Origin of the sequence: Olsenella uli, assembly GCF_901212655.1 — a bacterium.
GTDB lineage: Bacteria > Actinomycetota > Coriobacteriia > Coriobacteriales > Atopobiaceae > Parolsenella > Parolsenella uli_A.
In genome coordinates this window covers 1-25,338 of sequence record NZ_CAAKON010000020.1, presented here as the reverse complement: position 1 = coordinate 25,338, position 25,338 = coordinate 1, and the positions used below count along the sequence as shown (strand labels likewise).

The window sequence follows — 25,338 nt, the reverse complement described above, 5'->3', positions numbered from 1 at the left end:
GGACCCCGCTCAATGAGTGATGGTAGACTTGCAAGGTTGAATCAGCGAGAGCAAGGAGCACGCATGCCCAAGCCCATCGTCGCCGTGGTCGGCCGCCCCAACGTCGGCAAGTCGACCCTGGTGAATCGCATAGCGCAGAAGCGCGAGGCCATCGTCCACGAGAGCCGTGGCGTCACGCGCGACCGCAGCTACCACGACGCCGAGTGGTGCGGCACGGAGTTCACGCTCGTGGACACCGGCGGCATCGAGACCGGCCGTTCCGACGACGCCTTCTCCGGCCGCATCCGTGAGCAGGCCGAGGCCGCCTGCGAGGAGGCCGACGTCATCATCTTCGTCGTGGACGCCACCACCGGCGTCACCGAGGAGGACGAGACGGTCGCCCGCATCCTGCGCAAGACGAAGAAGCCCACCTTCCTCGTGGCCAACAAGCTCGACAACCCTTCGGACGACAAGACCCTCTGGGACTTCTACGCCCTTGGCCTTGGCGAGCCCATTCCCATCTCCGCCGGCCACGGCCACGGTACGGGTGACCTCCTGGACGACGTGGTCGAGGCGCTGCCCGAGCCCACGCCCGAGGCCGTCTATCCCTCCGACGCCCTGAGGGTTGCCATCATCGGCCGCCCCAACGTGGGCAAGTCCTCTATCACCAACCGGTTCGCCGGCAGGAACCGCTCGATCGTGAGCGACGTCGCCGGCACGACGCGCGACGCGCTCGACGTCGTCGTCGAGCGCGAGGGCAGGCGCTATCGCCTCGTCGACACCGCCGGCATGCGCAAGCGCAACCTCGTCCACGAGGACGTCGAGTACTACAGCCTCGTGCGCGGCCTTCGCGCCATCGACGAGGCCGAGGTCTGCGTGCTCGTCGTTGACTCTTCGGTTGGCGTCACAGAGCAGGACCAGAAGATCGCGGGCCTGGCCATCGAGCGCGGGTGCGCCCTCGTCATCCTGCTCAACAAGTGGGACCTGCTCGAGGACGACCGCCAGCGCGAGGAGGTCATGCAGTCCGTCGCGCGTCGCATGACGTTTGCGCCCTGGGCGCCGGTCCTGCGCGTGAGCGCCCTCACGGGCCGTTCGCTCGAGAAGGTGTGGACGCTCGTGGACCGCGCCGGCGCCGCCCACAAGAGCCAGATTCCCACCGGCAAGCTCAACGACATGCTCGCCGCCATGCGCGAGAGCGGCCACACCGTGGTGAAGGGTCCCAAGCGCCTGCGCATCCAGTACGCAAACCAGACGGGCAACTGCCCGCCGGCGGTGACCTTCTTCTGCAACTTCCCCGAGCTTGTGGATGACAACTTCAAGCGTTACCTCGAGAACCGCATGCGCCAGGTCTTCGAGCTCGGTGGCACGCCCGTTCGCCTGAGGTTCCGCAAGAAGCAGCAGACCTCGTCTCTCTCGTAGACCATATGCGCCCGGCCTGTGCCGGGCGCTTTGCGTGCGTGCATCGACCTTGGAGGTCTCCTTGGAAGCGGTATCCCTGTCGAGCGTACTTTTCGGCAACTCCATCAACCAGAGCGTGCTTGCCATCTATCTGCTCGCGACGTTCTTCGTCTGCGGCATACCCTTTGGCAAGATCATCGCCCACGTCAAGGGGGTCGACATCCAGAAGGTGGGCTCTGGCAACATCGGCACCACCAACGTCGCCCGCGAGATCGGCAAGGGCGCCGCGGCGCTCACGCTGCTCTTCGACGCTGGCAAGGGCGCTCTGGCCACGGGCCTGGCAAGCGTCCTGTTCCAGCAGGACGGCTTTGTCCTGGCGCACGCCACCGGCATCTCGGTGGCCCCCACGGGCCAGGGAGCCTGGCTCGTTGGCCTCGTGATGGTCGCTGCCGTGTGGGGTCACATCTTCTCGCCGTTCCTGCACTTCCACGGCGGCAAGGGCATCGCGGTGGGCGTGGGGTCGCTTCTGGGCTTCGTGTGGCCCGTGGGCCTCATTGAGCTTGGCATCTTCATCGTGCTCGTGGCCATCACGAAGCGCGTTTCGATTGGTTCCGTCACGGTTGCCGCCGTGCTCCCCTTCGTGGGCTGCCTCATCTGTGGATGGAACCTGGGCCTGTTCCTCACCCTCGCCCTTGCCGGCTGGACGGTCGTCTGGGCTCATCGCTCAAACATCGACAAGCTTGTGCACGGCAAGGAGAAGGCCTTCTCCTTCCACAAGAAGGGCGAGGGCACCGACCCGCTCGAGGGCGCAGGCTCCCGTGAGGATGAGGGCGGGGATGCCAAGTGAGCCGCGTTGCCGTCATCGGCGCCGGTTCCTGGGGCACGGCCTTTGCCGGTCTCGTCGCCTCCAACGCTGACGAGGTCTCCCTGTGGTGCCACTCCGCCTCGTCCGCCGAAGCCATCAACGAGACGCGCGTGAACCCGCGCTACCTCGACGGCTATGAGCTGCCCGGCAACGTGCGGGCAACCGCCTCGCTTTCCGAGGCCGTGGCGGGCATCGACGCCTGCGTGCTCGCGCTGCCCTCCACGCACCTGAGCTCTGTGTGCGCAGACCTTGCGGGCTCGCTTGCGCCTGGGGTGACGTCCCTGACGCTCACGAAGGGCATCGAGCCGCACACGGGCCTGCTCATGACCGAGGTGGCCGCTCGCGAGCTCGGACACCCCGAGCGCATAGCCGCGCTTTCCGGCCCCAACCACGCCGAGGAGGTCTGCCAGGGGCTTCCTGCCGCTGCCGTCATCGCGAGCGACAACCTCGAGCTTGCGCGCAGGCTTCGCGAGCTCGTGGCCACTCCCGCCTTCCGCGTCTACGTCTCGGAGGACGTCCGCGGCGTCGAGGTCTGCGGAGCCGTCAAGAACGTCATCGCCATCGCCTGCGGCATGTGCTCGGGGCTTGGCTTTGGCGACAATACCCTCGCGCTGCTCCTGACGCGCGGCGTGGCCGAGATTGGCCGCATGGCCCATGCCTGCGGTGGCCAGCCCATGACCTGCATGGGACTTGCTGGCATGGGAGACCTCGTGGCCACCTGCACCTCCGAGCACTCGAGGAACCGGAGGTTTGGCGAGGCCTACATCCAGGGCTCCTCCCTCGCGGACTTCGAGCGCCAGACGCACATGGTGGTCGAGGGCGCCCGCGCCGTCATATCCGTGCGCGAGCTTGGCGCGCGCCTTGGCGTGGAGCTTCCCATCTGCGACGCGGTGTGGCGCGTCATCCACGGAGACGTTCCGGTGCGGGACATGGCTGCCCTGCTCATGGAGCGCGTGCCCACCGAGGAGTTCTATGGCATGTCGCCCGCGGCAAATGGTGTCCGCCGCTCGCGCTAGACTGTGAACGTTCAGCTGAATAGATAGCCACGAAGGGATGCATCCATGCTCGAAGACGTCCTCATTGCCCCATCAATCCTGTCGGCAGACATAGCCAACCTCGGGCAAGACCTCGAGGCCATCTCGGCGGCAGACTTCGTCCACGTCGACGTCATGGACGGACACTTCGTGCCCAACCTCACCTTTGGCCCCAACGTGGTGAAGGCCGTCAAGCGCGTCACGAGCAAACCCGCCGACGTTCACCTCATGATTTCGAACCCGGATGACATGGTTGGGCTCTACCTCGAGGCGGGGGCGGATGTCGTCACCTTCCATTGGGAGGCGGCCACGCACGCGCACCGCATCGTGTCGGCCATCCACGACGCCGGAGCCAAGGCGGGCATCTCCCTGAATCCCGCCACCCCGGTCTCCGCGCTCGACGCCATCATCGAGGACCTCGACCTCGTCCTGATCATGTCGGTGAACCCTGGCTTTGGCGGACAATGCTTCATTCCCGGCACCCTTCGCAAGCTTCGCCAGGTGCGGGCCCTCTGCGCCGAGCGCGGCGTCAACCCGCTCATCGAGGTCGACGGCGGCGTGGGTGCCGCCAACGCGGCCGGCATCGTGGAGGCCGGCGCCAACCTGCTCGTTGCCGGCAGCGCCGTCTACGGCAAGCAGGACCGCGCGGCGGCCATCGCCGAGATTCGCGAGGCGGGTCGCTCCGGCCTCACTAGGAGGGCCTAAGGAGCATGGACTACATCTATCTCGACTATGCCGCTTCGGCGCCCCTGAGGCCCGAGGCGCGTGACGCATGGGTCTCCTACCACGAGCTTCCCTGCTCCGTTGCCAATCCCAACTCCCTGCACACCCTTGGGCGCGAAGCTGCCCGCAAGCTCGATGGGGCCCGCGCCACGCTTGCCCGCTGCCTCGACTGCGGCTTCAGGCCCAGCGAGATGCTCCTCACCTCCGGCGGCACGGAGTCCAACAACCTCGCCGTGCTCGGCATGGCCGAGGGCGCCAGGCGCCGTGACCGCTCGCGCAGCCGGGTTGTGCTGTCCGCCATCGAGCATGACTCCGTCCTCGACGTCGCGAGCCTCCTCAGGGGCCGCGGTTTCGATGTGGAGCTCGCGCGCCCGGGACGGGACGGCGTCGTCTCGCCCGAGGAGGTCAGACGCGCGTCAGGCGAGCATTGCGCGCTCGTGAGCGTCATGGCCGCGAACAACGAGACGGGCGTGGTGCAGTCCACGGCCGGCATCGTCGAGGCCGCGCACGCCGCAGGCGCGCTCGTGCACGTCGACGCCGTGCAGGCCTTTGGTCGCATTCCCGTGGACGCGCGCCGCGCAGACGCAATCTCCGTCGCCGCCCACAAGATCGGCGGTCCCCTCGGCGTGGGTGCGCTCGCCATGCGCACGCGCTGTCCCTTCGAGGCCCAGAGCCTGGGCGGCGGCCAGGAGCTTGGCCGCAGGCCCGGTACGCAGGACGTTGCCGGCGCCGTTGCCTTCGCGGCCGCGGCAGAGCTCGTCTGCTCCAACCTTGGGGAGACGCGAGCACGTGTGGCCTCGCTGGCGTCCCACGTCTATGGGCGCCTGTGCGCCGAGGGCACGGGCATCGTTCCCACGACGTCCGTCGTGGTGGACGAGGGCAGGCTCCCCGGCATGGTGAGCGTCATGGTGCCGGGGCTGGACTCCGAGACCCTCGTGCTGCAGCTCGACGCGCGAGGCTTCGAGGTCTCCGCCGGCTCTGCCTGCTCCTCGGGCTCGCTCGACCCGAGCCACGTGCTTTCCGCCATGGGCATCCCCCGTGACGAGGCTCTGGGCTCCCTCCGCGTCTCCTTTGACGAGCGCGTCGCCCTCTCCGAGCTCGATGCCTTCTGCGATGCGCTGCTCGCCGTTGTGGGTGAGCTCAGGTGAGGGTGTCCGAGGTCATAGAGCTGCTGTTCGAGCGCTTTCCGCGCGATGCGGCCGAGCCATGGGACCGCCCCGGGCTTTCCGTGGGAGACCCAGACGCACGCGTCGCGGGCATCGCGTGCGCGCTTGACGCCACGCCTCGCACGATTCGCGCGGCCCACGAGGCGGGTTGCAACGTCTTGGTGACGCACCACCCCGCGTTTCTCGAGCCGCCGTTTCCGGTGACGCCCGACATCCGCGACGGCTCCATCGGCGGCTCGTGCGTCTGGTGGGCGGCCCGCCTCGGCGTCTCGCTCGTGTCCATGCACACCAACCTCGACCGTAGCGACGCCGCGCTTGACCTCGCGGCCGAGCTTCTCGGCCTCGAGCGTACGGGCAGGCTCTTCGAACCAGACGGCTTCGGGGCATGGCTCCGGGCCGTAGGCGTCACCACGGGCGAGCTTGCCCGGCGCTGCCGCGACTCCTTTGGCTGTGCGCCCGTCGTGTGGGGCCAGGACGGGCGGCGCCTGGAGACGGTGGCCTTTAGCTCGGGCTCGTTTGGCGGCTTTGCCTCCCAGGCCATTGCGCGTGGCGCGGACTTGGTGATTGCGGGCGAGGCGGGTTACCACCACCTGTCCGAGCTGGCGGAGGCCGGCGTGGACGCTATACTACTTGGGCACGATGCCTCGGAGCTTCCGTACGCCGCGCTGCTGGCGCGTACGCTGGCTGCCGGGGTCAGTGATGATACGAGCATAGAGGTACTCGATGAGGGCTTGCGCTGGCACGCGTGGGCCGCGGAGGAGTGAAGCACATGTCTGAGGCAACCGCACTGGTAAGGCTCCAAGAGATTGACCTGACCCTCCTTCGCCTGAGCAAGGCGGCAGACCAGCTGCCCCAGCGGGGCAGGGTCGTGGCCGCCCGAGCTGCATCGAAGAAGGTGACGTCCGAGCTCGCGAAGATCATGGGCCAGCGCAAGGACGTCGAGATTGAGCTTGCCGACCTCGAGGACTGCAAGAAGCTGCTCGAGGGCCACGTGGCCGAGTGCCAGGAGCAGGCCAAGGACGTCGTCGACTATCGCGACACCATCGACCTGGAGGAGCAGCTCTCCCTGCTTGCCAAGAAGCTGGAGAAGGTCGACTTTGACACCGAGCGCCTGCTCGAGCGCCTCGAGACCGTCGAGCGCGCCGAGCGCAACGCCGAGGCCCTCAAGGCGCGCCTTGCCAAGGAGGAACAGGCCCTCACCGACTCTTGGCGCCAGGCTGCCGCCGATATCACCGAGCAGGCGGGCAAGCTCAAGGCCGAGCGCGCGGATATCGTGTCCGGAATCTCGCCCGAGCTCCTCGACCGCTATGAGAAGGCCAGGAAGCGCTTTGGGGGCGTGGCCGTCGAGACCCTCGTGGGCAACAAGCCCTCCGCCTGCCGTGTCACCCTACAGCCGAGCTCGTTTGCCGATATCCGCCGCAGTGCCTCCGAGGTCACGACCTGCCCGTACTGCAAGCGCATCCTCGTCGTTTCCCAGGAGGCGTAAGGGGCTATGGCTACGTTTGGCACCGATTCCGAGCGCGCGCCGCGCGTCGCGCTGTTTGTGAGCGGGGGCATTGCCGCGTATAAGGCATGCGAGGTCCTCCGCGGTCTCCAGAAGGGGGGCTGCGAGGTTCGCGTGGCCATGACGCGCGAGGCCACCAGGCTCGTTGGCCCCACCACCTTCGAGGCCCTCTCCGGGCACCGCGTGGCACTCGACCTCTTCGATGACCCCGAGACCCCCATCCCGCACATCGAGCTCGCCGAGTGGGCAGACCTCGCGCTCGTGGTTCCGGCCACGGCCAATGTCATCGCCAAGATGGCGCAGGGCATCGCGGACGACGTCGTGACCACCACGCTGCTCGCCTGCCAGGGGCCCTTCGTGGTGGCACCGGCCATGAACGTGCACATGTGGCAGAACCCCGCCACGAAGGCCAACGTCGAGACCCTCCAGGACCGTGGCGTCATCATGGTGGGCCCGGATTCCGGCCGCCTTGCCTGCGGGGATGTGGGCGAGGGCAAGCTTGCCGCCGTCGACCAGATCGTGGCGGCGGTGCTCTTCCGTCTGCGTGCCACCGGCGACCTCGCGGGCAAGCACGTCGTGGTGACGGCTGGCCCCACTCACGAGGCCATCGACCCCGTCCGTTACCTCTCCAACGCCTCCTCCGGCAAGATGGGATACGCGATCGCCGCCGCCGCGGCGGCTCATGGCGCTCACGTGACCCTCGTCTCCGGCCCGGTTTCTCTTCCGGTGCCCGCCGGCGTGGGTGTCGTGCGCGTCACGACGGCCGCCGAGATGCTCCAGGCCACCAAGGATGCCTTTGCCTGCGCCGACGCCGCCGTGCTCGCTGCGGCCGTCTCCGACTACCGCCCCGCCAAGAAGAGCGACCACAAGCTCAAGAAAGCGACGGAGCGCCTGGGCGACGTCAAGCTGGTGGAGAACGACGACATCCTCGCCGGCATCTCGCATGAGCGCGGCGGCCGCGTGGTCGTGGGCTTTGCCGCCGAGACCTCGAACGTCATCGAGCATGCCCGCGAGAAGCTCGCCCGCAAGGGCTGCGACATGATCGTGGCCAACGACGTCTCTCGCCCGGACTCCACCTTTGGCTCGGACACCGACCGCGTGGCGTTCGTGACCCCGCATGGCGTGCAGCAGCTCGCCTGCCTTCCCAAAGAGGAGGTTGCCGAGGCCATCGTTCGCAAGCTCGTGATGCTGATCGAGGGCGAGCCCGAGGGTGGTCCGGCCTACGACGATGTGCTCGACAAGACGACGCTCCTCGGCGGCGGCGCCAAGAACAAGCGGCCCCGCCGCATGCCCGAGGCGTCCGGTGACGAGACCGTCCTCATGCCCGCCATGTCCGATGTCGCCGACCTCGACCGTACGGTGACCGCCAGCCGGGTGGAGCTTGAGGGAGGGGAAGCCGAGTAGTGCTGTTCCTCGGTTGCCACCTCTCAAGCTCTGGCGGCTTCGAGGCGATGGGGGAGCGCGCCGTCTCGATAGGGGCCACGACCTTTGCCTACTTCACGCGGAACCCGCGCGGCGGCAACGCCAAGGCCGCGGATGCCGATGACGCCGCCCGCCTGGGGCAGACCATGGCCGAGCATGGCTTTGGCCCGCTTGTGGCCCATGCCCCCTACACGCTCAACCTCTGCTCCGCCAAGCCCGACGTGCGCGCCTTTGCGCGCCGGGCCATGGCGGAGGACCTCCATACCATGGAGCTCCTGCCTGGCAACCTCTACAACTTCCACCCCGGAAGCCATGTGGGCCAGGGGTCGGAGGAGGGCATCCGCCTCATTGCGGAGGGCCTCAACGAGGCCCTCGTTCCCGGCCAGAAGACCCTCGTGCTGCTCGAGACCATGGCCGGCAAGGGCACCGAGGTGGGCCGCACCTTCGAGGAGCTCGCCCGCATCATCGAGGGTGTCAAGCACGACGAGCTCCTGGGCGTCTGTCTCGACACCTGCCACGTGAGCGACGCGGGCTATGACATCGCGCATGATCTGGACGGCGTCCTTGGGGAGTTTGACCGCATCATAGGACTAGGCCGTCTGAGGGCGCTGCACCTCAACGACTCCAAGAACCCGCAGGGCGCGCACAAGGACCGCCACGAGCGGCTTGGCCTGGGGCATCTTGGGCTTGGGTGCTTCGCGCGCATCGTGCGCGACGAGCGTTTGAGTGGCCTTCCTATGATTCTCGAGACCCCCAACAAGCTGCCGGGTTATGCGGCAGAGATTTCTGCCCTCCGCGCCCTTGCGGACGGGGCGGACGTTGGGGAGACGATGGGGGCGCTGCGCGCCCGGCGCGACGACGACACGGGGGAGTGACATGGGTATTCTCATCGGATGCGAGCACCTTGGCCAGGAGTGGCCGGGCAAGCGTGTGCTCGATGACGTGACGATCGGCGTCAACGAGGGCGACCGCATCGGCATCGTCGGCAAGAATGGAGACGGCAAGTCTACGCTCCTACAACTCATTGGCCACAAGATCGAGCCAGAGAGCGGCAAGGTCACCTGGCGCGGCGGCATTTCGGTAGGCATGCTTGGCCAGTCCGACGACCTCGACGACGACCAGCCGGTCTCCCACGAGGTCGTGGGAGACGTCCCCGAGTACGAGTGGGCCTCCAACCCCGAGACGCGCCGCATCATCGCCGAGCTCATCGGCGACGTTGACTGGAACGCAAAGGTGGGGACGCTCTCCGGTGGCCAGCGCAGGCGTGTTGACCTCACGAGGCTGCTCATCGGCACATGGGACGTCCTTCTGCTCGACGAGCCCAGCAACCATCTTGACATGGGCGCCATCACGTGGCTGGCGTCTCACCTGAGGCACAGGTGGCAGCAGGGCTCGGGCGCCCTGCTTGTCATCACGCACGATCGCTGGTTCCTCGACGAGGTGTGCGAGAGCATGTGGGAGGTGCACGACCGCGTCGTCGAGCCCTTCGAGGGCGGCTACTCCGCCTACATCCAGCAGCGCGTCGAGCGCGACCGCCAGGCCGCCGTCATGGAGGACCGCAGGCAGAACATGCTGAGAAAGGAGCTCGCCTGGCTCTCGCGCGGCGCCCAGGCACGCTCCAGCAAGCCAAAGTTTCGAATCGAGGCCGCCCGCGCCATGATTGCCGACGTGCCGCCCATGCGCAATCCGCTCGAGCTCAAGCGCCTTGCGGTGAGTCGCCTGGGCAAGCAGGTGTTCGAGCTCAAGCAGGCCTGCGTGCGCTATGGCCCCAAGGCGGTCGTCGATCACGTGGACTGGCTCATCGGCCCCGGTGACCGCTACGGCATCCTTGGCGAGAACGGCGCCGGCAAGACGACCCTGCTCCGCCTCCTCGACGGCAAGCTGGCGCCCACGAGCGGCCACGTGAAGATCGGCAAGTCCGTCAAGCTTGGCATTCTCTCGCAGCACATCGACCTTCTGGCGGACAAGCTCGACTGGCGCGTGCGCGAGCTTCTGGGCACCTATAAGCGCAGCTATGTCATCGGTGGCAAGGAGTACACGCCCACCAAGCTGCTCGAGAGCCTCGGCTTCGAGACGAGCGAGCTCGACACGCCCATCAAGGATCTCTCCGGCGGCCAGGCGAGGCGCCTGGCCCTCATGTGCGTCCTGCTCGACGAGCCCAACGTCCTCATCCTCGACGAGCCGGGCAACGACCTCGACACCGACATGCTCGCCGTGATGGAGGACCTGCTCGATACCTGGCCCGGCACGCTTCTGCTCGTGAGCCACGACCGCTACCTCATGGAACGCGTGACCGACGACCAGTTTGCCCTCATTGACGGGCATATCACGCACGTTCCCGGCGGCGTTGACGAGTACCTGGGGCTCATTGGCAACCGTCACGGCTCGGGCTCCGTCTCCGGCCATGGGCCCGCCCCGAAGGTCCCAAAGGCGGCGCAGGATGCCGGCGCGCCCTCTGGGCCCAGGCGCTCCGCCGGTCTGTCGAGCTCCGAGGAGTGGAGGCTCAAAAAGCAGATCACGAGCCTCGAGGGCAAGATGGACACGCAGCGCGGGCGCATCGAGGAGCTCGAGCGTGCGATGGGCGAGGTTGACCCCACGGACTATGTTGCCCTCGAGGAGGCCCAGACCAAGGTCGACGATGCCAGGGCGCGCCTCGATGAGCTCGAGGGCGAGTGGCTCGAGCTCTCCGAGAGGCTCGAGGGGTAACGGGACTTGGCTGCCCGCCGCATGCGCGGCGGGCTTGTTCTTGGCTCGAGGGCGCCGGGCGGCCATCTGCTCGCACGTCCGTGCGTCCCCGATCCTCCGTTAACCTGTGGGGAATTATTTTAAATCCCGGTTACTTTAGCGTGGCAAAGTGGGCTACCCTATCCCGGTCCCATTCCCAACGTAGGAGAGGCATATGAACTATCTCGTCCTTATTGGCATCGCGATTGTGATTGTGGGCTTTGCCCTCAAGCTCGACGCGATCCTCATCGTCATGGCGGCGGGGCTCGCCACGGCTCTCATCGGCGGGCTCGGCATCGACGGCTTCCTCATCACGCTTGGCAAGTCGTTTGTGTCCAACCGCAGCATGGCCATCTTCATCATCGTCATGTTTGTTGCTGGCACGCTCGAGCGAAACGGCCTCAAGAAGGCGGCGACGGCGCTCATCGGCAAGTTCAAGAACGCTACGCCCGGCATCGTGATTGCCCTCTATGGCGTCATGCGCGTCGTGTTTGCGGCCTTCAACGTGGGCTTCGGCGGCGTCGCCGGCTTCGTGCGCCCGGTCGTCATCCCCATGGCCGTGGGTGCGATTACGGCCGCTGGCCACAAGCCTAACCCCGAGCACGTGGACCAGATCAAGGGCATGGCCTCCGGCATGGAGAACGTGGCCTGGTTCTTTGGCCAGATGCTCTTCGTGGGCGGCGGCGGCGCCCTGCTGGTTCAGTCGACCCTGGCCACGCTCGGCTACGATGTGGACCTGCTGCGCCTTGCCCTCGTCGAGGTGCCGGTCTGCATCATCGCCGTGGTCGTGACGGCCATCTACTACATCGTCAAGGACGCCAAGCTCCGCCGCAAGTACTACGGCGAGGCCGCCACGAGTGCCAAGGAGGCCTAGCATGAGCTTCTTCATGGATCCTTCCGTCACCATCGGAAACAAGATGCTCGAGGTCTTCTACATCTTCATGGGCATCATCTCGGTGTATGCCGGCGTTCGCAACCTCAAGGACAAGACCAACGCCGGCCGCTACGGCACCTTCGTCTTCTGGGTGGCGCTCGGCATCGTGATGGCCTTTGGCCGCTGGCTCGGCGACTTCGTGAACGGCGTCGTCATCGTGATCATGGTGCTGCCCGCCATCTTCAAGCAGGTTCAGAAGGGCAAGGCCTCCGATGAGGGCGCACCCAAGCCCGACGAGGTCGAGGCAAACTACGAGAGCATCGGCATGAAGATCTTCATCCCGTCGCTTTGCCTCGGTGTCTGCGCCCTCATCGGCGCCTTCATCCCCTTCATCGGCGCCCTGACGGGCTGCAGCATCGGCGTGGTCCTCTCTGCCGTCATTCTCCACGTGTATTCCCGCAAGAACACCGTCGGCGTCTTCTTCAGCGACTCCGAGCGCCTGCTCTCGGCCATGGGCGCACTCTGCATGCTTCCCATGCTCCTCGCGAGCCTGGGCGCCATCTTCACGGCCACGGGCGTCGGTGACGTGATCTCCGAGATCATGGGCGTCGTCATTCCTTCCGGCAACATGACGGCTGGAATCATCGCCTACGGCATCGGCATGATGCTCTTCACGATGATCATGGGCAACGCGTTTGCCGCCATCACCGTGCTCACCGTCGGCGTTGCAGCGCCTTTCGTGCTGCAGCTCGGCGCCGACCCGGCGCTTGTCGGCGTGGTGGGGCTCACCTGCGGCTACTGCGGCACGCTGCTCACGCCCATGGCCGCCAACTTCAACATCGTGCCGGTCGCCATCCTGGAGATGGAGGACCGCATGGGTGTCATCAAGAAGCAGGTCGTGCCCGCCCTCGTCATGATCGTGGTCCAGATCGTCTACATGCTCGCATTTGCCTAGGCGCGTGAAGTTGGGCCATGTGGCCCTACAAGTCTGAGGAGAAGCTATGCCCAAAATGCTCGTCACCGGCTTTGACCCGTTTGGCGGAGAGTCCGTCAACCCGGCGTTCGAGGCCGTGAAGCTGCTGCCGGACGAGATTGCCGGCTACGAGGTCGTCAAGCTCGAGGTGCCCACGGTGTTCACAAAGAGCGCCCTGGTGCTTGAGGATGCCATTGACCGCGAGGAGCCCGACGTGGTGCTCTGCGTGGGACAGGCCGGTGGCCGCTCGGCGATGACCGTCGAGCGCGTCGCCATCAACCTTGTCGAGGCCCGCATTCCCGACAACGACGGCGAGCAGCCCATGGACGAGCCGGTTCGCGCCGACGGCGAGACCGCCTACTTTGCCACGCTGCCCGTAAAGGCCATGGCCAAGGCCATGAATGACGCCGGTGTCCCGGCCTTCGTCTCCTATACGGCCGGCACGTATGTCTGCAACTGGCTCATGTACAACGCGCTTTACCTCCTGGCTCGCAAGCGCCCCGAGGCCCGTGGCGGCTTCGTGCATGTTCCGTTTGCCACCGAGCAAGTCGTGGGCAAGGCCAACGGCATGCCGTCGATGTCCGTTTCCGTCATGGCCGACGCGCTTCGCGCCGCACTGGAGGCGTGCGTCGCAAATGACGAGGACATCAAGGTCGTCAGCGGTGAGACCCACTAGCCTGTCGAGGCCAATCTGGCCCTTGTGGTGGGCCGAGGCCTCCGGGTGCGGTGTCCGAGGGGCTTCATGATGGGTCTGTGGTTTCGTGAGCTCTCTTTGCGCTAACGAACAGGGCGTCCGGGAGGAATCCTACCTCCCGGGCGCCCTTTCTGCGCCGAGCCTTTGGCGCCTTTTCGCTCGAGTGCGCCTTGGCCTTTCGCTGATTGCCTTCAGGCTCAGACATTCCGGGGCCGAGTATGCCGCGCCAATCGAGCCGTCGCGTCGTCCGCTATGACTCGAACTGGCTTCGGTAGAGGCTCGCATAGAACCCGCCCTTTGCAAGCAGCTCGTCATGCGTGCCAAGCTCGACGACGTGCCCGTCCCTCATCGCCACGATGGCGTCCGCGTTGCGAATCGTGGAGAGGCGATGCGCCACCACGAAGCTCGTGCGCCCCTTCATGAGGCGCTCGAACGCCTCCTGCACCTTCACCTCGGTGCGGGTGTCGATGTTGCTCGTTGCCTCGTCAAGGATAAGCATCGGGGCGCAGGCGAGCATCGCGCGCGCGATGCAGAGGAGCTGACGTTGCCCGGCAGATATCGAGGCCTCCTCGCCGTCGAGTACGGTGTCGTAGCCGTTGGGAAGGCGCGCGATGAAGTCGTCGGCGAAGGCGTCCTCAGCGGCCCTCCTCACGTCCTCGTCGGTTGCGTCAGGCTTGCCGAGCGCGATGTTGTCGCGTACGGATGCGCACTTCACCCAGGTTTCCTGCAAGACCATGCCATAGGAGGCCCTGAGGCTTGCCCTCGTGACGTCGCGCACGTCATGCCCGTCCACGAGAATCTGTCCCGAGTCGACGTCGTAGAAGCGCATAAGCAGGTTGATGAGGGTCGTCTTGCCACAACCCGTCGGTCCCACGATGGCCACGCGCATGCCCGGGCGCGCCTCCAGGCTGAAATGCTGGATGAGGGGCCTGTCCGGGACATAGGAGAAGCAGACGTCCTCGAGCCGCACCTCGCCCCGAACGTCCCTGAGCTCGATGGCATCGGCGGCGTCGGGCACCTCCTCTTCCTCGTCAAGAAGGTCAAAGAGGCGGGCGGCGCACGCCAGGGAGTTCTGGAGCTCGGTGACCACCTCGGAGATGTCATTGAAGGGCTTCGTGTACTGGTTTGCGTAGTTGAGAAACGCCGTAAGGCCGCCCACCGTGAGCGTGCCGTCAATGGCGGCGAGGGCGCCAAAGATGCCCACGCCGGCATAGACGAGCGAGTTGACGAAGCGCGTCGTCGGGTTGATGAGCGAGGAGTAGAAGACGGCACGGAAGCTTGCCTGGGCAAGGCGTGCGTCGGCGTCCGTGAAGCGCCCGAGGGCAATCTGCTGCGCATCGAACGTCTCCACAACCGGCATGCCGCCCACGTACTCCTCGGCGATGGACGTGAGCTCACCGCGCTGCGTGCTCTGGTCGTGGAAGTAGGCGTAGCCGCGTCCCGCTATGAGCTTTGCCGCGAGTATCGAGAGCGGTGTCACGCAGACGACGACCACCGTCACGATGGCGTTCAGCCTGAACATGAACCACAGCGTGAGCGCGATGGTGAGCGCTCCCGTGAAGAACTGCTGGAAGGTCATCACGAGGCCGCAGGAGAACTGGTCGACGTCCGTGACGATGCGATTCACGACGTCTCCGTGCCTGTGCGAGTCGATGTATGAGAGCGGCAGGCGCTGGAGCTTCGAGAAGGCCCGCTCCCTCATGTCGAACACGACGTCGTAGGCAACGCGGTTGGTGACGGCCGTGAGGAGCCATTGGCTCATGCAGGTGGCCAAGACGGACGCCGCGAGCTTGCGCAGGACACCTGCCAGGCCGGGGAAGTCGACCTCCCCTGGCCCCACAACTCGGTCGATGGCCTGGCCGGAGAGCACCGGTACCAGCAGGGTGGACACCACGACGGCTGCCGCCAGGAGCAGGGATGCCACGAGGGCGAGCCCGTGTGGGGCGAGGAAGGAGAGCACGCGGCGCAGCGTGGCTGTGCGGGACGGCTTCCCTTGTGACTTGTCGCTGCTGCTCATGAGGACACCTCTTCGCGCTCAAGCTGGGATTCGCAGATCTCTCGGTAGACGTCGCAACCTGCGACGAGGTCTTCGTGCGTTCCCGAGCCAACGAGACGGCCCTCGTCGAGCACGAGGATGAGGTCCGCGTGGCGGATGGCGGACACGCGCTGCGAGATGACGACCTGGGTCGTGCCAGCGCAGTCCCTCTTGAGCGCCTTGCGGAGCGCCGCGTCGGTTGCAAGGTCGAGCGCGGACGACGCGTCGTCCAGGATGAGCACGCGGGGGCGCCTGGCAAGGGTTCGGGCGATGGAGAGGCGCTGGCGTTGGCCTCCCGACAGGTTGCGGCCGAGCTGCTCTATCTGGCCGTCGAGCCCACCCTTAGACCTCACCACGTCGGACGCCTGCGCGGTCTCGACGCAGGCCTCGAGCTCTCCTCGCGTAGCCTCCCGGGCCCCCCAGCTCAGGTTGTAGGCGATGCTGCCGGCGAAGAGCCTCGGCCGCTGGTCAACGAGGGACACCGCTTCGTGAAGGCGCTCGACCTTGAGGCCTCGCACGTCCTCGCCGCCAATGGAGACCGTGCCGGCGCAGGCGTCATAGAAGCGCATGAGCAGGCTTGCGAGCGTCGACTTTCCGGAGCCGGTTCCGCCGATGACGCCCACGGTCTGGCCTGCGGCGGCCTTGAAGCTCACGTGCTCGAGCGAGGGTGCGCCGGCGCCCGGGTAGGTGAAGGAGACGTCTGAGAACTCGATGCCGAGGGGACCCTCCGGCACGTCTCGCTTGCCATCTGCCATGCTCGGGCTCAGGGCGAAAATCTCGTTGACGCGGTGCGCGCAGGCCTCTGCCTTGGAAAGCGTGTTCACGAGGTTCGTGAGCTTGAGCAGCTCGACGAGCATCTGCGACATGTAGTTGACGAGGGCCACGAGCTCGCCCTGCGTGAGGCCTCCCACGTCCACCTGGGCGCCGCCCACGGACAGCACCGCCAGGAGGCCCAGGTTCACGGCGGCGTTCGTGAGCGGATTCATGAAGGCGGCGACGTCGCCTACGGAGACCTGCTCGTGCCTGAGGGCGCCGATGGCCTCGTCGAACGCCTCGCACTCCTTGCGCTCGCGGCCGAAGGCGCGGAGCACGCGGATGCCCTCGAGCTGCTCGCTCGTGGCGAGGAGCACACCGTCGAGGCACCGCTGGACGCTCCGGTACCGGCGTATGGTCACGCGCATGACGAGCCAGACGAAGAGGAAGACAAGCGCCGAGATGAGGCAGAAGAGCCCACCTTCGAGTCCACTTACGAGGCATGCGGCGATGATGGCGCCAAAGATCGCAATGGGGCATCTGAGCACGAGGCGGAAGAAGAGGTTGACCCCATCCTGAATCTGGTTCGTATCGTTTGTGAGCCTCGTGACGAGCGTCGAGGCGCCGAGCCCGTCGATGTCTGCGCGCGAAAGACCGAGGGCGTGGCGGAACAGGTCGTCTCGAAGGGCCGTGCCAAAGCCCGCGCCGAGCTTTGCGCTGAAGTACTGGGCCGAGGCGGCACAGGCCCAGCCGACGATCCCCATGATGACGAGGGCGGCGGCGCTGAGCATGACGTGCCCCCTGTTTGCCGTGGAGATGCCCTGGTCCACGATGCTCGCCATAACGAGCGGCACGAAGAGCTGAAACGCAGCCTCCAGAAGCTTGAAGAGCGGGGCGAGGGCGCATTCCCTTCCAAATCCCGCCAAGTACCTCGTGAGCTTGAGCACGCTTGCCTAACCTCCTGGTCATGTGGCTTGCCCTCTGGCCCTCGTTGCCTGCCGCAGCGCGGAACAAGCTTTCATCATACGCCACCGGTAGATTCACGAGCACCGCCTCCCGTGGTGTCGGGCGCCCACAAGTCGCGAACCCCCCCGGACCGGTTGAGGCGAACGGGTCGCGACCCCGGATCGGCTGAGGCGAACGAGTCGCGGACAAAATTCCTTGAAATTTGTCCTTGCGCCGCCGGGATGGGGTTGGTATAGTCTCTTTCGCCGCGAGTGAGCGGCACCGGGTGGTGGCGCAGTTTGGTAGCGCACTTGACTGGGGGTCAAGGGGTCGCTGGTTCGAATCCAGTCCACCCGACCAGAAATTGCAGCCCAGAGGGTAATACCCTCTGGGTTTTTTCATTATAAATGCTGTGTGTTACAAGGTGTCGTAAAGGTGCCTAATGAGGGCCCTTCAATTCAAGACCTCTCGTGAAATCCGGTTTGGCCGTGCTGCTTGGGGTATCATCCGAAAGACTGATGCGGCCGACGGGTATCGGCCGCGAGGGCCGGCTCGTATGGCCCCGTGACGACCATGACGCTCCCGCGTGGGGCCTTTGCGCTTCGAGAGGTGGATTCTTCCGTGCATCCCTGGCTTGAGAAAAAGGTGAGGCAGGGCTTTGAGCCCGACGTCGACGCTCCGCTCGGCAGCCCGGACAACCCTTCGAACAAGATTTTGACCGTCGCCAACGTCATCACGGTGACGAGGCTCGTGCTCACCATCGTCTTCCTCGTCCTGTTCGTGATGCGCGTCAACCGCGCGCTTGCCATTTCCATCTATGCGCTCGCCGCCTGCACGGATTGGATGGACGGGCAGATCGCCCGAAGGACCCAGACCGTCAGCTGGTTTGGCAAGCTGCTTGACCCCATCTGCGATCGCGCGCTGCTCTTCACTGGCGTCCTGGGCCTTGTGGTGACCGGGGAGCTTCCCGGCTGGGTGGCCTTTCTCGTCATCGGCCGCGACTGCTACCTGGCGTGCGGTGGCATGTATGTCCGCCGGTACCGCGAGCGTCCTATCGACGTCGTCTACGTTGGCAAGATTACGACGGCGCTTCTCATGTTCGGCTTCTGCGACCTTCTGCTTGGCCTTCCCGTCATCGAAGGCCTGGGTGTGACGAATGCCTCATGGCTTCCTGGACTTAACGGGGTGGGTGGCCCCATTGGCCTTATCTTCGTATACGCTGGCTGCGTCTTATCGCTCGTCACGGCCGTTGTGTACACCATCGAGGGCGTCTCCATCGTTCGCACGTGTCGCGCGCGGGGAGTGGCCACCCATGAGCACTAGGTGCTGCGGGCTCCGTGCGGGTAGCTCGCGATGGGCCGCGAGACCCATGGTGGCGCTTGCGTGTGCGCTGATCGCATTCGTTTTGGCTTGGTTTGGGGCATCGAGTTCCGCTATGGCCGAGGACCTCGGCGAGCCCAAGCTTGCGGAGGCCCAGGCCGCCATGGTCGTGGACTCTGAGGGAAACGTGCTCTTTAGCAAGAATCCCGACGCCGAGATCAATATGGCTTCCATCACGAAGATCATGACGGCCGTCGTTGCGCTCGAGAGCGGCGCCCCCCTCGATGCCACCTACCAGCTTCATGATGTCACGCTGGCGGAGAATGCCGTCGTTGCCGGGTATCACGAGGGCATGACGTCGACGCTCAGGGACCTCATGCGTGTCATGCTCGTGCTCTCCGCCAACGACGCCGCCTCCGAGGTGGCCGTTGCGGTCGGCGGCTCCGAGGCGGCCTTTGTTCAGATGATGAACGACAAGGCCGCGGAGCTCGGCCTCACGCACACCCACTTCGAGAACCCGCACGGCCTCGATGCCGAGGGACACCACTCGAGCGTGTCCGACCTGACGAAGCTCGCGCGCTACGCGATGACGAAGCACCCCTTTATCGCCGACACCGTCCGTTTGAAGTCCGTCACGGCTCCTGTCGGCGGCGTTCAGGTGACCTTCGAGACCAGTGACAGCCTGCTCTACACCTACAGGGGCATGCTTGGCATCAAGACCGGTGCCGGAGACGCCGTCACGAGCTTCCTCGGTGCTGCCCGTCGTGACGGAACGACGCTCTACACCTGCGTGCTTGGCTGCACGACGAAGCAGGGGCGCTTTGACGACACGGCGTCCATGCTTGACTGGGCCTTTGACGCCTATGGGCGCCATGAGCTCGCGGGCAGCTACCGGCCCGTGGCGATTGAGCCCTATGCGTACCACTTCGGCCTCTCTTGCGTGGTCTCCGCGGACGCCACGACCTATGGCCTCGTTTGGCCGGGTGGCGGCGCCACCACGTATCAGAGGACGATGCTGTCGCGCGGAACGCTCGTCGAGCCCTCGGAGACCCTTGGGGTCTGCGAATGGGTCCAAGACGGCAGGACCGTGGGCACCATAAGCTACTCGGCACGCGAGCGCCTCGTCTGGACCAGGACGGGCTTCGGGCTCTCGGACCAGCTCGGCAGCCTGGGCATCGACGCCGGACGTGCCGCATAGGAGGTTCACCATGTACTCGATTACAACCGATGCTGCGCCTAAGCCCCTTGGCGCCTCCTCGCAGGGAACTACCGCCGCCCGCTTCGTCTTCGTCTCTGCCCAGCTGCCCGTGGACCCCGAGACGGGGGAACGGGTTCCCGGCGGCATTGGACAGCAGACGGCCCGGTGCATTCGCAACGTCGAGGCTGTCCTCTCAGAGCTTGAGCTTTCGCTCTCAGACATTACCAAGACGACGGTGTACCTCACAAACCTCGACGAGTTCGAGGCCATGGACGAGGTGTATGGCGAGCGATTCCACAAGCCCGTTCCCGCACGGACCTGCGTGGGGGTGGTGGCCCTCCCCGAGGGGGCACACGTTCAGATAGAGGCAATAGCCTGCAGGTAGGAGGGGCCTCTGGCCACTCGTGCCGGCAACTCGGCTCCTCGCGGCGCTCAGGGAGCCAACCTCGCTGCCAATGGGTACAATGAACAAGTCACTAACCGCTTGGGGGGATTTACCTATGCAGGATCAGAACGCGAACAACATGGGCTCTAAGGCTCCGACATCCGATGCCACGGCCATCTTTTGCATGCCCTCGACTGACGCCACCGTTCCCGACCTCATGGGCGGCGTTCGTCCCGAGAACCCCACGCTGACCATCCTCAAGGGTCCGCAGACGGGCTCCACCCTCGTCCTTGACACGCCGGAGGTCACTATAGGGCGCGATCCTGCGAGCGGCGTCTTCCTCAATGACATGACGGTATCGCGTCATCATGCCGTGCTCCGTCTCCAGGGTCGCCTCGCAACCATCGAGGATCTCGGGTCGCTCAATGGCACGTGGGTCGATGGCGCCATCGTGAACAACGCCACGCTTCAGGATGGCTCCACGATTCAGATTGGCACGTTCCGCATGGTGTTCCACGTTACGCGCAACACCACCAAGATTGCCACGGGCGAGTAGCGGGCTTCCATGGCCGACGCCGGCTATCTCACCATCGGCAAGGTCGTCAAACGGCTTCAGCCTCAATATCCAGATCTCTCCGTCTCGAAGGTTCGGTATCTCGAGGATGAAGGCCTCCTGAATCCCTCGAGGACTCCTGGAGGCTATCGCCTCTATTCGTCTCGAGACGTGCAGCGCCTCGAGACGATTCTCTACCTGCAAAAGAGCCGCTTTCTTCCGCTTTCCGTCATCAAGGACGAGCTTGACGGCAAGACGATGCAGGAGGAGCCAGACCCTTACGGCGAGAGCGATGCCCGGGAAGAGCAGAGTGGCTATGATGGCGCGTTGAGGGTAGATGCCGCGGCGGAGCGAGAGCTCCATCCCATCGAGCGCATGCCGGAGGTGGCTGGGATTCCCATCTCCTTCGTGCGGAGGCTGTCCGAGTGCGGCATCATCTCTCTCGTGAGGTCGCCCCATGGCCGCGACCTAGTTGACGGACGTGACCTGAGGCTTATACGAGCCTGCGAAGAGCTGAGGCGCTTTGGCATTGAGCCCAAGAACCTACGGCAGTACGTAGCTGCTGCTAACAGGGAGTCGATTATGTTCGAGCAGGCCCTCGTCTCGCTGCCTCGCCTGCAGGGCGAGACGGAGCGGGACAGGAGTCTTCGTACGGATCAGGCGTTTGACCGCGTTCTTTCCCTGACGAACGTCGTGAGGGGATCGCTCATCCGCAAGTCACTCAAGGGCGCGCTGGCTGAGAAGCGGCAATAGGCACGAGGGTCTGCGACTGCGGTCGCAGGGAAGGGGAGAGTGTCATGGCAGAAGATCAGGATTACGGGTTCCCATACGAGCATCTCGTTGTCGACATTCCCGACTATCCCGAGCCCGGTGTCGTGTTCAAGGACATCACGCCGCTCATCTCCGATGAGCAGGGCCTTGCCGGCTGTGTCGATGCAATCGCAGATCACTTCCTTGGCCAGGGCATCAACAAGGTTATTGGGTCGGAGGCCCGCGGATTCCTCATCGGGGCGCCTGTGGCGTACAGGCTGGGGGCTGGCTTCGTTCCCGCCCGTAAGCCCGGCAAGCTCCCACGCGAGGTGTACTCGCAGCGCTATGCGCTCGAGTACGGCACCGATGAGCTGCAGATTCACAAGGATGCTCTGAATCCCACCGATAAGGTGCTCGTTGTTGACGACCTCGTCGCCACGGGTGGCACCACGGTGGCCACGGCAAAGCTCGCCCAGCAGGCGGGAGCCCAGATCATGGGCTTCGCCTTCATTCTCGAGCTCTCCTTCCTGAAGCCGCGCGAGGCTATCGCGAAAGACTTCGATCAGGAGATCTTCTCGCTCATTAAGGTTCGCTAGGCCGTGAGACCCCGGCGCGACCCCGTACAGAGGCGGCTCTCCGAGGACCGCTTTCAGGTGAGCCTAGTCTGGGAGGGCCTGCTCGTAGGCCTTTTCGGCGGCTTTGTCATAGCTCTCTATAGGTTGGCGCTCGCCTGGGCCGAGAGGACCGTTCGTCATCTTACGTCCGTCGCTGCCGGCGACCCCCTGTTGGTCGCCGGCTGGTTTTGCATGCTCGCCGTCATGGCGCTTGTTGTCGGCTTTCTTGTGAAATGGGAGCCCGATACCTCCGGGTCTGGCATTCCACAGGTAGACGCCGAGGTCATGGGCGCCAAGAGCATGAAGTGGCACAAGGTGCTCGTGGCCAAGTTTATAGAAGGTACCCTTACGGCACTCGGCGGCCTGTCCATGGGTCGCGAGGGACCTTCGGTCCAGCTTGGCGGCATGGTTGGCAAGGGCGTGTCCCGTCTTCTTGGAAGAGGAAGGGGAGAGGAGCGCCTTCTCGTCACCTGTGGCGCCGGGGCCGGCATGGCGGCGGCGTTCCACGCGCCACTCACCGGTGTCATGTTTGCGCTCGAGGAGATCCACAAGACGTTTAGTGCGCCGCTCATCATCTCCGCCATGACGTCTGCCGTTGCCTCGGACTACATTGCCTCGAGCATCCTCGGATTGAGCCCAGCGGTTGCGTTCGAGCTCACAGCGTTTATCCCGCACGCTGTGTACGCCCTCCTTATTCCGTTTGGCGTTGTTATGGGTTTGGTTGGCGCCGCTCATAACTTGGGGATGTTTTTTGCACAGGACGTGCTCTCTAAGGTGCGTGTGCACGCACCATATCTGAGGCTGCTGATCCCCTTTGCCCTTGCGGGCATCGCAGCGTTCGCGATGCCGCAGCTCATGGATGGCGGAGACGCGATACTCGAGCTTCTCGAGGAACCGGCTGGGCTTCCGGTCTTCACCTTGCTTACCTTGCTCGTGGGCAAGTATGTCTTTACCTGCATTTGCTTTGGGTCTGGCGCACCTGGTGGAACGCTGTTCCCGCTCGTCGTCATGGGAGCGCTGGTGGGGGCCTTGTTGGGCATCTGCCTTACGTCCTTGCTTGGCGTGGCGCCGGAGCTTGTCGTGAACTTCATGGTTTTGGGCATTGCCGGCATGTTTGCGGGGGCCATTCGCGCGCCGGTCACGGCCGTGGTACTAGCCTTTGAGCTCACCGGAAGCCTTCAGGCGCTGCTGTCGCTCTCCATCGTCTCCGTGTTCGCGTATGTCACGGCGAACCTGCTCAGTGTGGATGCGTATTACGAGCACCTTCTTGGCAAGCTTCTTGGAGTCTCCGCCGAGGAGGCCCATGGTCGATGGGGTGCCGATGGCCGTCAGCTCCACACTTATACGGTCGAGGCTGGCAGCAAGCTCTGTGGCTCTTGCATCAAAGACGTCTCGTGGCCCGAGCGTGCCCTGATCGTGACGGTGTCGAGGTTTGGTGCCGACATCGTTCCGCACGGAGACACTACGCTTGAGGCGGGTGACGAGATTCTCGTCTTGCTCGACGAACGCTCTGGCGATCACGCTGAATCACGTATCCGAGGCATGTGCAGGGGCTCGTTTAGCGGCTAAGGGCTGTTGAGTCAGAGTCGCTTGAGGCACAACGGGCTCGATGTATGGCTGTGACTGGTTCGCAAAGGTGCCCGAGCGGCGCATGCTCCCGTCAGCGCCTGGCGTCTGCCCTGACATGTATAAGTTAGCCCTTCGATACTAGGCGAGTTTGAAGTAGCTAACTCAGCGTCCAACGCGTTACGTCGTGCCGCGTTACGCGCAGTTGGCCGAAAACTCGCTTAGAGACGGGGAAGTCTATGAAGCATCTGCAGAGGGCCGGTGTCGCCGCCGTCGTGAGACGCGCTCGCCGCAAGCGCGACTAGCGCCATATAACCAAAGCTCGGAAGCCCCGGTCGTCGACACGGCCGGGGCTTCCGTCTATAGATACAACGGGGGGCTGCAGGGCTGCGACCTCCCCCTATTTTTACGCCACGAAGAGCTTAGTCGCGTCGCCCGTGTCGCAGTCGGCGAGCGCGACGCTTCTGATGGAGGGGTCATCGTCGGTCGAGTAGTAGTACGTCTTCGTGCGCGCGGAGAAGCATCCCGTGTACAGCGTGCGCTCGAAGGCGCCGTCGGCCATCGCTGCCGAGCCCTCGACCATCGCCACGTTGCCAAGCGTATGGAACGCGCGCAGGACGTTTTCCCGCTCGGTTGCCTTCTGCGGGTAGTTCGCGTTCAAAAATGCCGCTTTCGCGAAGCGTGAAGGGGAGTAGGAATCGCCCGGGATGCCTCGCGCGCCCGCGCCCGCACCGAAGGGGGCAAGCTCGGCGCGGCCCCACCTCGCAGCAGCGGGGAAATCGCCCGTCGCGGTGATATAGGTGCGCAGGTTTGTCATATGCCAGGCGAACTCGGGCTGGTTCGCCAGCGTATCGACCGGGTTGTCCATCACATGCAGTCCGTCGGCCATCTGCTCGATGACGATCGAGCGCGCACCATCGCCGACAATCCAGTGCAGCATCGACACGCCGAGCCGGTCGTCTACCGGCTTCGCGACGATGTTCGCGTCGGCGAGGGCCGCCTCCACCTCGTCAACCGTCGAGAAGTTGGCCGCGACCCACACGGGGAACTCGTAGGCGGCGATATTCGTCTTCCCGTCAACAGGGCCTTTGGAGTATTCGGCGAATCCGGGGAAATTCAGGCCGGCAACGCCCAATCCCGCGTCGTTTCCGCAATCGAAGTAAAGCGGATAGTTGTCGAGGGCCACCGCCATGCCGATCACGGCGTGCTCCGCCTTCGCATCGGCGAGGAAGGAATAGGGGAGCGGGAAACCCTTCGGAGTCACCACCACGCGCTCGCCGTAGCGCGTGCTCCAATCGAGGTTGCGCGCCAGATACATGTTGCCCTCATCATCGCTGAACCTGATTCCCGTGCACATATCGCGTCCTTCCGTCGTATTGGCCCGTTCGCGCCCGCCCGTATCAGGCGAGCCTTTCTCCTATGCCATCGTGTACCCGCGTCATTCGAAAGGTAACCGGGGGCTCCCCATCGTTGCCGTTCGGCCACCAAAACGCCGCGTGACCAACAAGTTGCGGGGAAACGTGGCAGGCGGCAGACGGCGGCCATCAGAGCTCGTGGACATCCGGTTCACGGGCTCCAACGGGTTCTGGTCGTCGGGCAATCCCTTTAGCAGCTTCGCGTTGCGTCGCTGGCCAACGCTGAGGCGCGATTGAAGTCGCGCTTGAAGCTGCCTGCGCCGATTCTTTCAGTCATCGCTCTTGCGCATTCCATCTGACCTGCGGGGCAGCTACGTCCCCGACGAGCTCCTTATGCGGGACCCCTCGTCCCCGGAGGCGACCGGGGAGGCGCTGAGGAAGGCGGAGATGCTCGCCCTCGAGGCGATAGGGAGACGGCCTAGGTGTTGCGTGCCATGACGTTGTTTAC

The 25,338-nt window shown here is 65.1% G+C and carries 23 protein-coding genes and 1 tRNA gene; 21 read left to right on the top strand and 3 right to left on the bottom strand.

Translation table 11 applies throughout. From position 1 onward, the window contains the following. Positions 1–63: 63 nt before the first annotated feature. From der to pcp, 13 genes are all read left to right on the top strand, one after another. Positions 64–1,398, top strand: a complete 1,335-nt coding sequence (gene der / locus EFAMC2_RS02660) for a ribosome biogenesis GTPase Der (RefSeq protein ID WP_154026744.1) — start codon at positions 64–66, stop codon at positions 1,396–1,398. Between the two features lie 61 nt (positions 1,399–1,459). Next, positions 1,460–2,224, top strand: coding sequence for a glycerol-3-phosphate acyltransferase (locus EFAMC2_RS02655; RefSeq protein ID WP_261979999.1), 765 nt, complete (start codon positions 1,460–1,462; stop codon positions 2,222–2,224). Beyond that, complete coding sequence (locus EFAMC2_RS02650) at positions 2,221–3,258, top strand: NAD(P)H-dependent glycerol-3-phosphate dehydrogenase (RefSeq protein WP_154026742.1); 1,038 nt, start codon at positions 2,221–2,223, stop codon at positions 3,256–3,258. Before EFAMC2_RS02655 ends, EFAMC2_RS02650 begins: the two co-directional genes overlap by 4 nt. A gap of 45 nt (positions 3,259–3,303) precedes the next feature. Continuing rightward, positions 3,304–3,981 (top strand): ribulose-phosphate 3-epimerase, encoded by a 678-nt coding sequence (rpe, locus tag EFAMC2_RS02645; protein WP_154026740.1) that lies wholly within the window; start codon positions 3,304–3,306, stop codon positions 3,979–3,981. Positions 3,982–3,986: 5 nt separating this feature from the next. Further along, positions 3,987–5,147, top strand: a complete 1,161-nt coding sequence (locus EFAMC2_RS02640) for a cysteine desulfurase family protein (protein WP_154026738.1) — start codon at positions 3,987–3,989, stop codon at positions 5,145–5,147. Then, positions 5,144–5,929, top strand: a complete 786-nt coding sequence (locus EFAMC2_RS02635) for a Nif3-like dinuclear metal center hexameric protein (RefSeq protein ID WP_154026736.1) — start codon at positions 5,144–5,146, stop codon at positions 5,927–5,929. Before EFAMC2_RS02640 ends, EFAMC2_RS02635 begins: the two co-directional genes overlap by 4 nt. Positions 5,930–5,934: 5 nt before the next feature. Beyond that, on the top strand, positions 5,935–6,651 hold the full coding sequence (locus EFAMC2_RS02630; protein WP_154026734.1) for a zinc ribbon domain-containing protein: 717 nt from the start codon (positions 5,935–5,937) through the stop codon (positions 6,649–6,651). Positions 6,652–6,657: 6 nt separating this feature from the next. Continuing rightward, positions 6,658–8,073, top strand: coding sequence for a bifunctional phosphopantothenoylcysteine decarboxylase/phosphopantothenate--cysteine ligase CoaBC (coaBC, locus tag EFAMC2_RS02625; protein ID WP_154026732.1), 1,416 nt, complete (start codon positions 6,658–6,660; stop codon positions 8,071–8,073). Beyond that, positions 8,073–8,966 carry a deoxyribonuclease IV gene (locus tag EFAMC2_RS02620; protein WP_154026730.1) on the top strand — a complete coding sequence of 298 codons (894 nt, stop codon included), beginning with the start codon at positions 8,073–8,075 and terminating at the stop codon, positions 8,964–8,966. Before coaBC ends, EFAMC2_RS02620 begins: the two co-directional genes overlap by 1 nt. Position 8,967: 1 nt before the next feature. Continuing rightward, entirely contained in the window at positions 8,968–10,797 is a 1,830-nt protein-coding gene (locus EFAMC2_RS02615) for an ABC-F family ATP-binding cassette domain-containing protein (RefSeq protein WP_154026728.1), read from the top strand. 193 nt (positions 10,798–10,990) lie between these two features. Beyond that, positions 10,991–11,689, top strand: coding sequence for a DUF969 domain-containing protein (locus EFAMC2_RS02610; RefSeq protein ID WP_154026726.1), 699 nt, complete (start codon positions 10,991–10,993; stop codon positions 11,687–11,689). Between the two features lies 1 nt (position 11,690). Next, positions 11,691–12,644 (top strand): DUF979 domain-containing protein, encoded by a 954-nt coding sequence (locus EFAMC2_RS02605; protein ID WP_154026724.1) that lies wholly within the window; start codon positions 11,691–11,693, stop codon positions 12,642–12,644. Positions 12,645–12,690: 46 nt separating this feature from the next. Next, positions 12,691–13,338 (top strand): pyroglutamyl-peptidase I, encoded by a 648-nt coding sequence (gene pcp / locus EFAMC2_RS02600; protein ID WP_154026723.1) that lies wholly within the window; start codon positions 12,691–12,693, stop codon positions 13,336–13,338. Between the two features lie 268 nt (positions 13,339–13,606). Here the strand turns inward: pcp and EFAMC2_RS02595 are convergent, their stop codons facing one another. Beyond that, positions 13,607–15,373, bottom strand: coding sequence for an ABC transporter ATP-binding protein (locus tag EFAMC2_RS02595; RefSeq protein WP_154026721.1), 1,767 nt, complete (start codon positions 15,371–15,373; stop codon positions 13,607–13,609). After that, positions 15,370–17,091 (bottom strand): ABC transporter ATP-binding protein, encoded by a 1,722-nt coding sequence (locus tag EFAMC2_RS02590; RefSeq protein ID WP_154026719.1) that lies wholly within the window; start codon positions 17,089–17,091, stop codon positions 15,370–15,372. Before EFAMC2_RS02590 ends, EFAMC2_RS02595 begins: the two co-directional genes overlap by 4 nt. 281 nt (positions 17,092–17,372) lie before the next feature. Between EFAMC2_RS02590 and EFAMC2_RS02585 the strand changes: the two genes are divergently transcribed. From EFAMC2_RS02585 to EFAMC2_RS02550, 8 genes are all read left to right on the top strand, one after another. After that, a tRNA-Pro gene (locus EFAMC2_RS02585) sits at positions 17,373–17,449 on the top strand. Positions 17,450–17,662: 213 nt separating this feature from the next. Next, the gene (locus EFAMC2_RS02580; protein WP_154026717.1) at positions 17,663–18,412 is read left to right on the top strand and encodes a CDP-alcohol phosphatidyltransferase family protein; all 750 of its coding nucleotides are present in this window, start codon (positions 17,663–17,665) and stop codon (positions 18,410–18,412) included. Positions 18,413–18,524: 112 nt separating this feature from the next. Continuing rightward, positions 18,525–19,607, top strand: a complete 1,083-nt coding sequence (locus EFAMC2_RS02575) for a D-alanyl-D-alanine carboxypeptidase family protein (RefSeq protein ID WP_187325106.1) — start codon at positions 18,525–18,527, stop codon at positions 19,605–19,607. Positions 19,608–19,617: 10 nt separating this feature from the next. Further along, on the top strand, positions 19,618–19,992 hold the full coding sequence (locus EFAMC2_RS02570) for a Rid family detoxifying hydrolase (protein WP_154026712.1): 375 nt from the start codon (positions 19,618–19,620) through the stop codon (positions 19,990–19,992). 115 nt (positions 19,993–20,107) lie between these two features. Beyond that, a complete protein-coding gene (locus EFAMC2_RS02565; RefSeq protein ID WP_154026710.1) occupies positions 20,108–20,548 on the top strand; it encodes an FHA domain-containing protein in 441 nt (146 codons plus the stop codon). A gap of 9 nt (positions 20,549–20,557) precedes the next feature. Beyond that, positions 20,558–21,298, top strand: coding sequence for a MerR family transcriptional regulator (locus EFAMC2_RS02560; RefSeq protein ID WP_154026708.1), 741 nt, complete (start codon positions 20,558–20,560; stop codon positions 21,296–21,298). 44 nt (positions 21,299–21,342) lie between these two features. After that, positions 21,343–21,891: an adenine phosphoribosyltransferase gene (locus tag EFAMC2_RS02555; RefSeq protein WP_154026706.1), complete on the top strand. Its 549-nt coding sequence runs from the start codon at positions 21,343–21,345 to the stop codon at positions 21,889–21,891. Positions 21,892–21,948: 57 nt separating this feature from the next. After that, the gene (locus EFAMC2_RS02550) at positions 21,949–23,478 is read left to right on the top strand and encodes a ClC family H(+)/Cl(-) exchange transporter (protein WP_261979998.1); all 1,530 of its coding nucleotides are present in this window, start codon (positions 21,949–21,951) and stop codon (positions 23,476–23,478) included. 403 nt (positions 23,479–23,881) lie between these two features. On the opposite strand, the gene bsh is transcribed toward EFAMC2_RS02550, so the two are convergent. Next, the gene (gene bsh / locus EFAMC2_RS02545; protein ID WP_154026702.1) at positions 23,882–24,832 is read right to left on the bottom strand and encodes a choloylglycine hydrolase; all 951 of its coding nucleotides are present in this window, start codon (positions 24,830–24,832) and stop codon (positions 23,882–23,884) included. Positions 24,833–25,338: the final 506 nt, after the last annotated feature.

What these genes read in the sequence shown, in the direction of transcription:
- EFAMC2_RS02560 (WP_154026708.1), top strand. Translation starts at nt 20,558, where the DNA reads ATGGCCGACGCCGGCTATCTCACCATCGGCAAGGTCGTCAAACGGCTT.
- EFAMC2_RS02595 (WP_154026721.1), bottom strand. Translation starts at nt 15,373, where the DNA reads ATGAGCAGCAGCGACAAGTCACAAGGGAAGCCGTCCCGCACAGCCACG.
- EFAMC2_RS02555 (WP_154026706.1), top strand. Translation starts at nt 21,343, where the DNA reads ATGGCAGAAGATCAGGATTACGGGTTCCCATACGAGCATCTCGTTGTC.
- EFAMC2_RS02615 (WP_154026728.1), top strand. Translation starts at nt 8,968, where the DNA reads ATGGGTATTCTCATCGGATGCGAGCACCTTGGCCAGGAGTGGCCGGGC.
- EFAMC2_RS02640 (WP_154026738.1), top strand. Translation starts at nt 3,987, where the DNA reads ATGGACTACATCTATCTCGACTATGCCGCTTCGGCGCCCCTGAGGCCC.
- pcp (WP_154026723.1), top strand. Translation starts at nt 12,691, where the DNA reads ATGCCCAAAATGCTCGTCACCGGCTTTGACCCGTTTGGCGGAGAGTCC.
- EFAMC2_RS02575 (WP_187325106.1), top strand. Translation starts at nt 18,525, where the DNA reads ATGGCCGAGGACCTCGGCGAGCCCAAGCTTGCGGAGGCCCAGGCCGCC.
- EFAMC2_RS02580 (WP_154026717.1), top strand. Translation starts at nt 17,663, where the DNA reads ATGACGCTCCCGCGTGGGGCCTTTGCGCTTCGAGAGGTGGATTCTTCC.
- coaBC (WP_154026732.1), top strand. Translation starts at nt 6,658, where the DNA reads ATGGCTACGTTTGGCACCGATTCCGAGCGCGCGCCGCGCGTCGCGCTG.
- rpe (WP_154026740.1), top strand. Translation starts at nt 3,304, where the DNA reads ATGCTCGAAGACGTCCTCATTGCCCCATCAATCCTGTCGGCAGACATA.
- EFAMC2_RS02630 (WP_154026734.1), top strand. Translation starts at nt 5,935, where the DNA reads ATGTCTGAGGCAACCGCACTGGTAAGGCTCCAAGAGATTGACCTGACC.
- der (WP_154026744.1), top strand. Translation starts at nt 64, where the DNA reads ATGCCCAAGCCCATCGTCGCCGTGGTCGGCCGCCCCAACGTCGGCAAG.
- bsh (WP_154026702.1), bottom strand. Translation starts at nt 24,832, where the DNA reads ATGTGCACGGGAATCAGGTTCAGCGATGATGAGGGCAACATGTATCTG.
- EFAMC2_RS02605 (WP_154026724.1), top strand. Translation starts at nt 11,691, where the DNA reads ATGAGCTTCTTCATGGATCCTTCCGTCACCATCGGAAACAAGATGCTC.
- EFAMC2_RS02565 (WP_154026710.1), top strand. Translation starts at nt 20,108, where the DNA reads ATGCAGGATCAGAACGCGAACAACATGGGCTCTAAGGCTCCGACATCC.
- EFAMC2_RS02610 (WP_154026726.1), top strand. Translation starts at nt 10,991, where the DNA reads ATGAACTATCTCGTCCTTATTGGCATCGCGATTGTGATTGTGGGCTTT.
- EFAMC2_RS02570 (WP_154026712.1), top strand. Translation starts at nt 19,618, where the DNA reads ATGTACTCGATTACAACCGATGCTGCGCCTAAGCCCCTTGGCGCCTCC.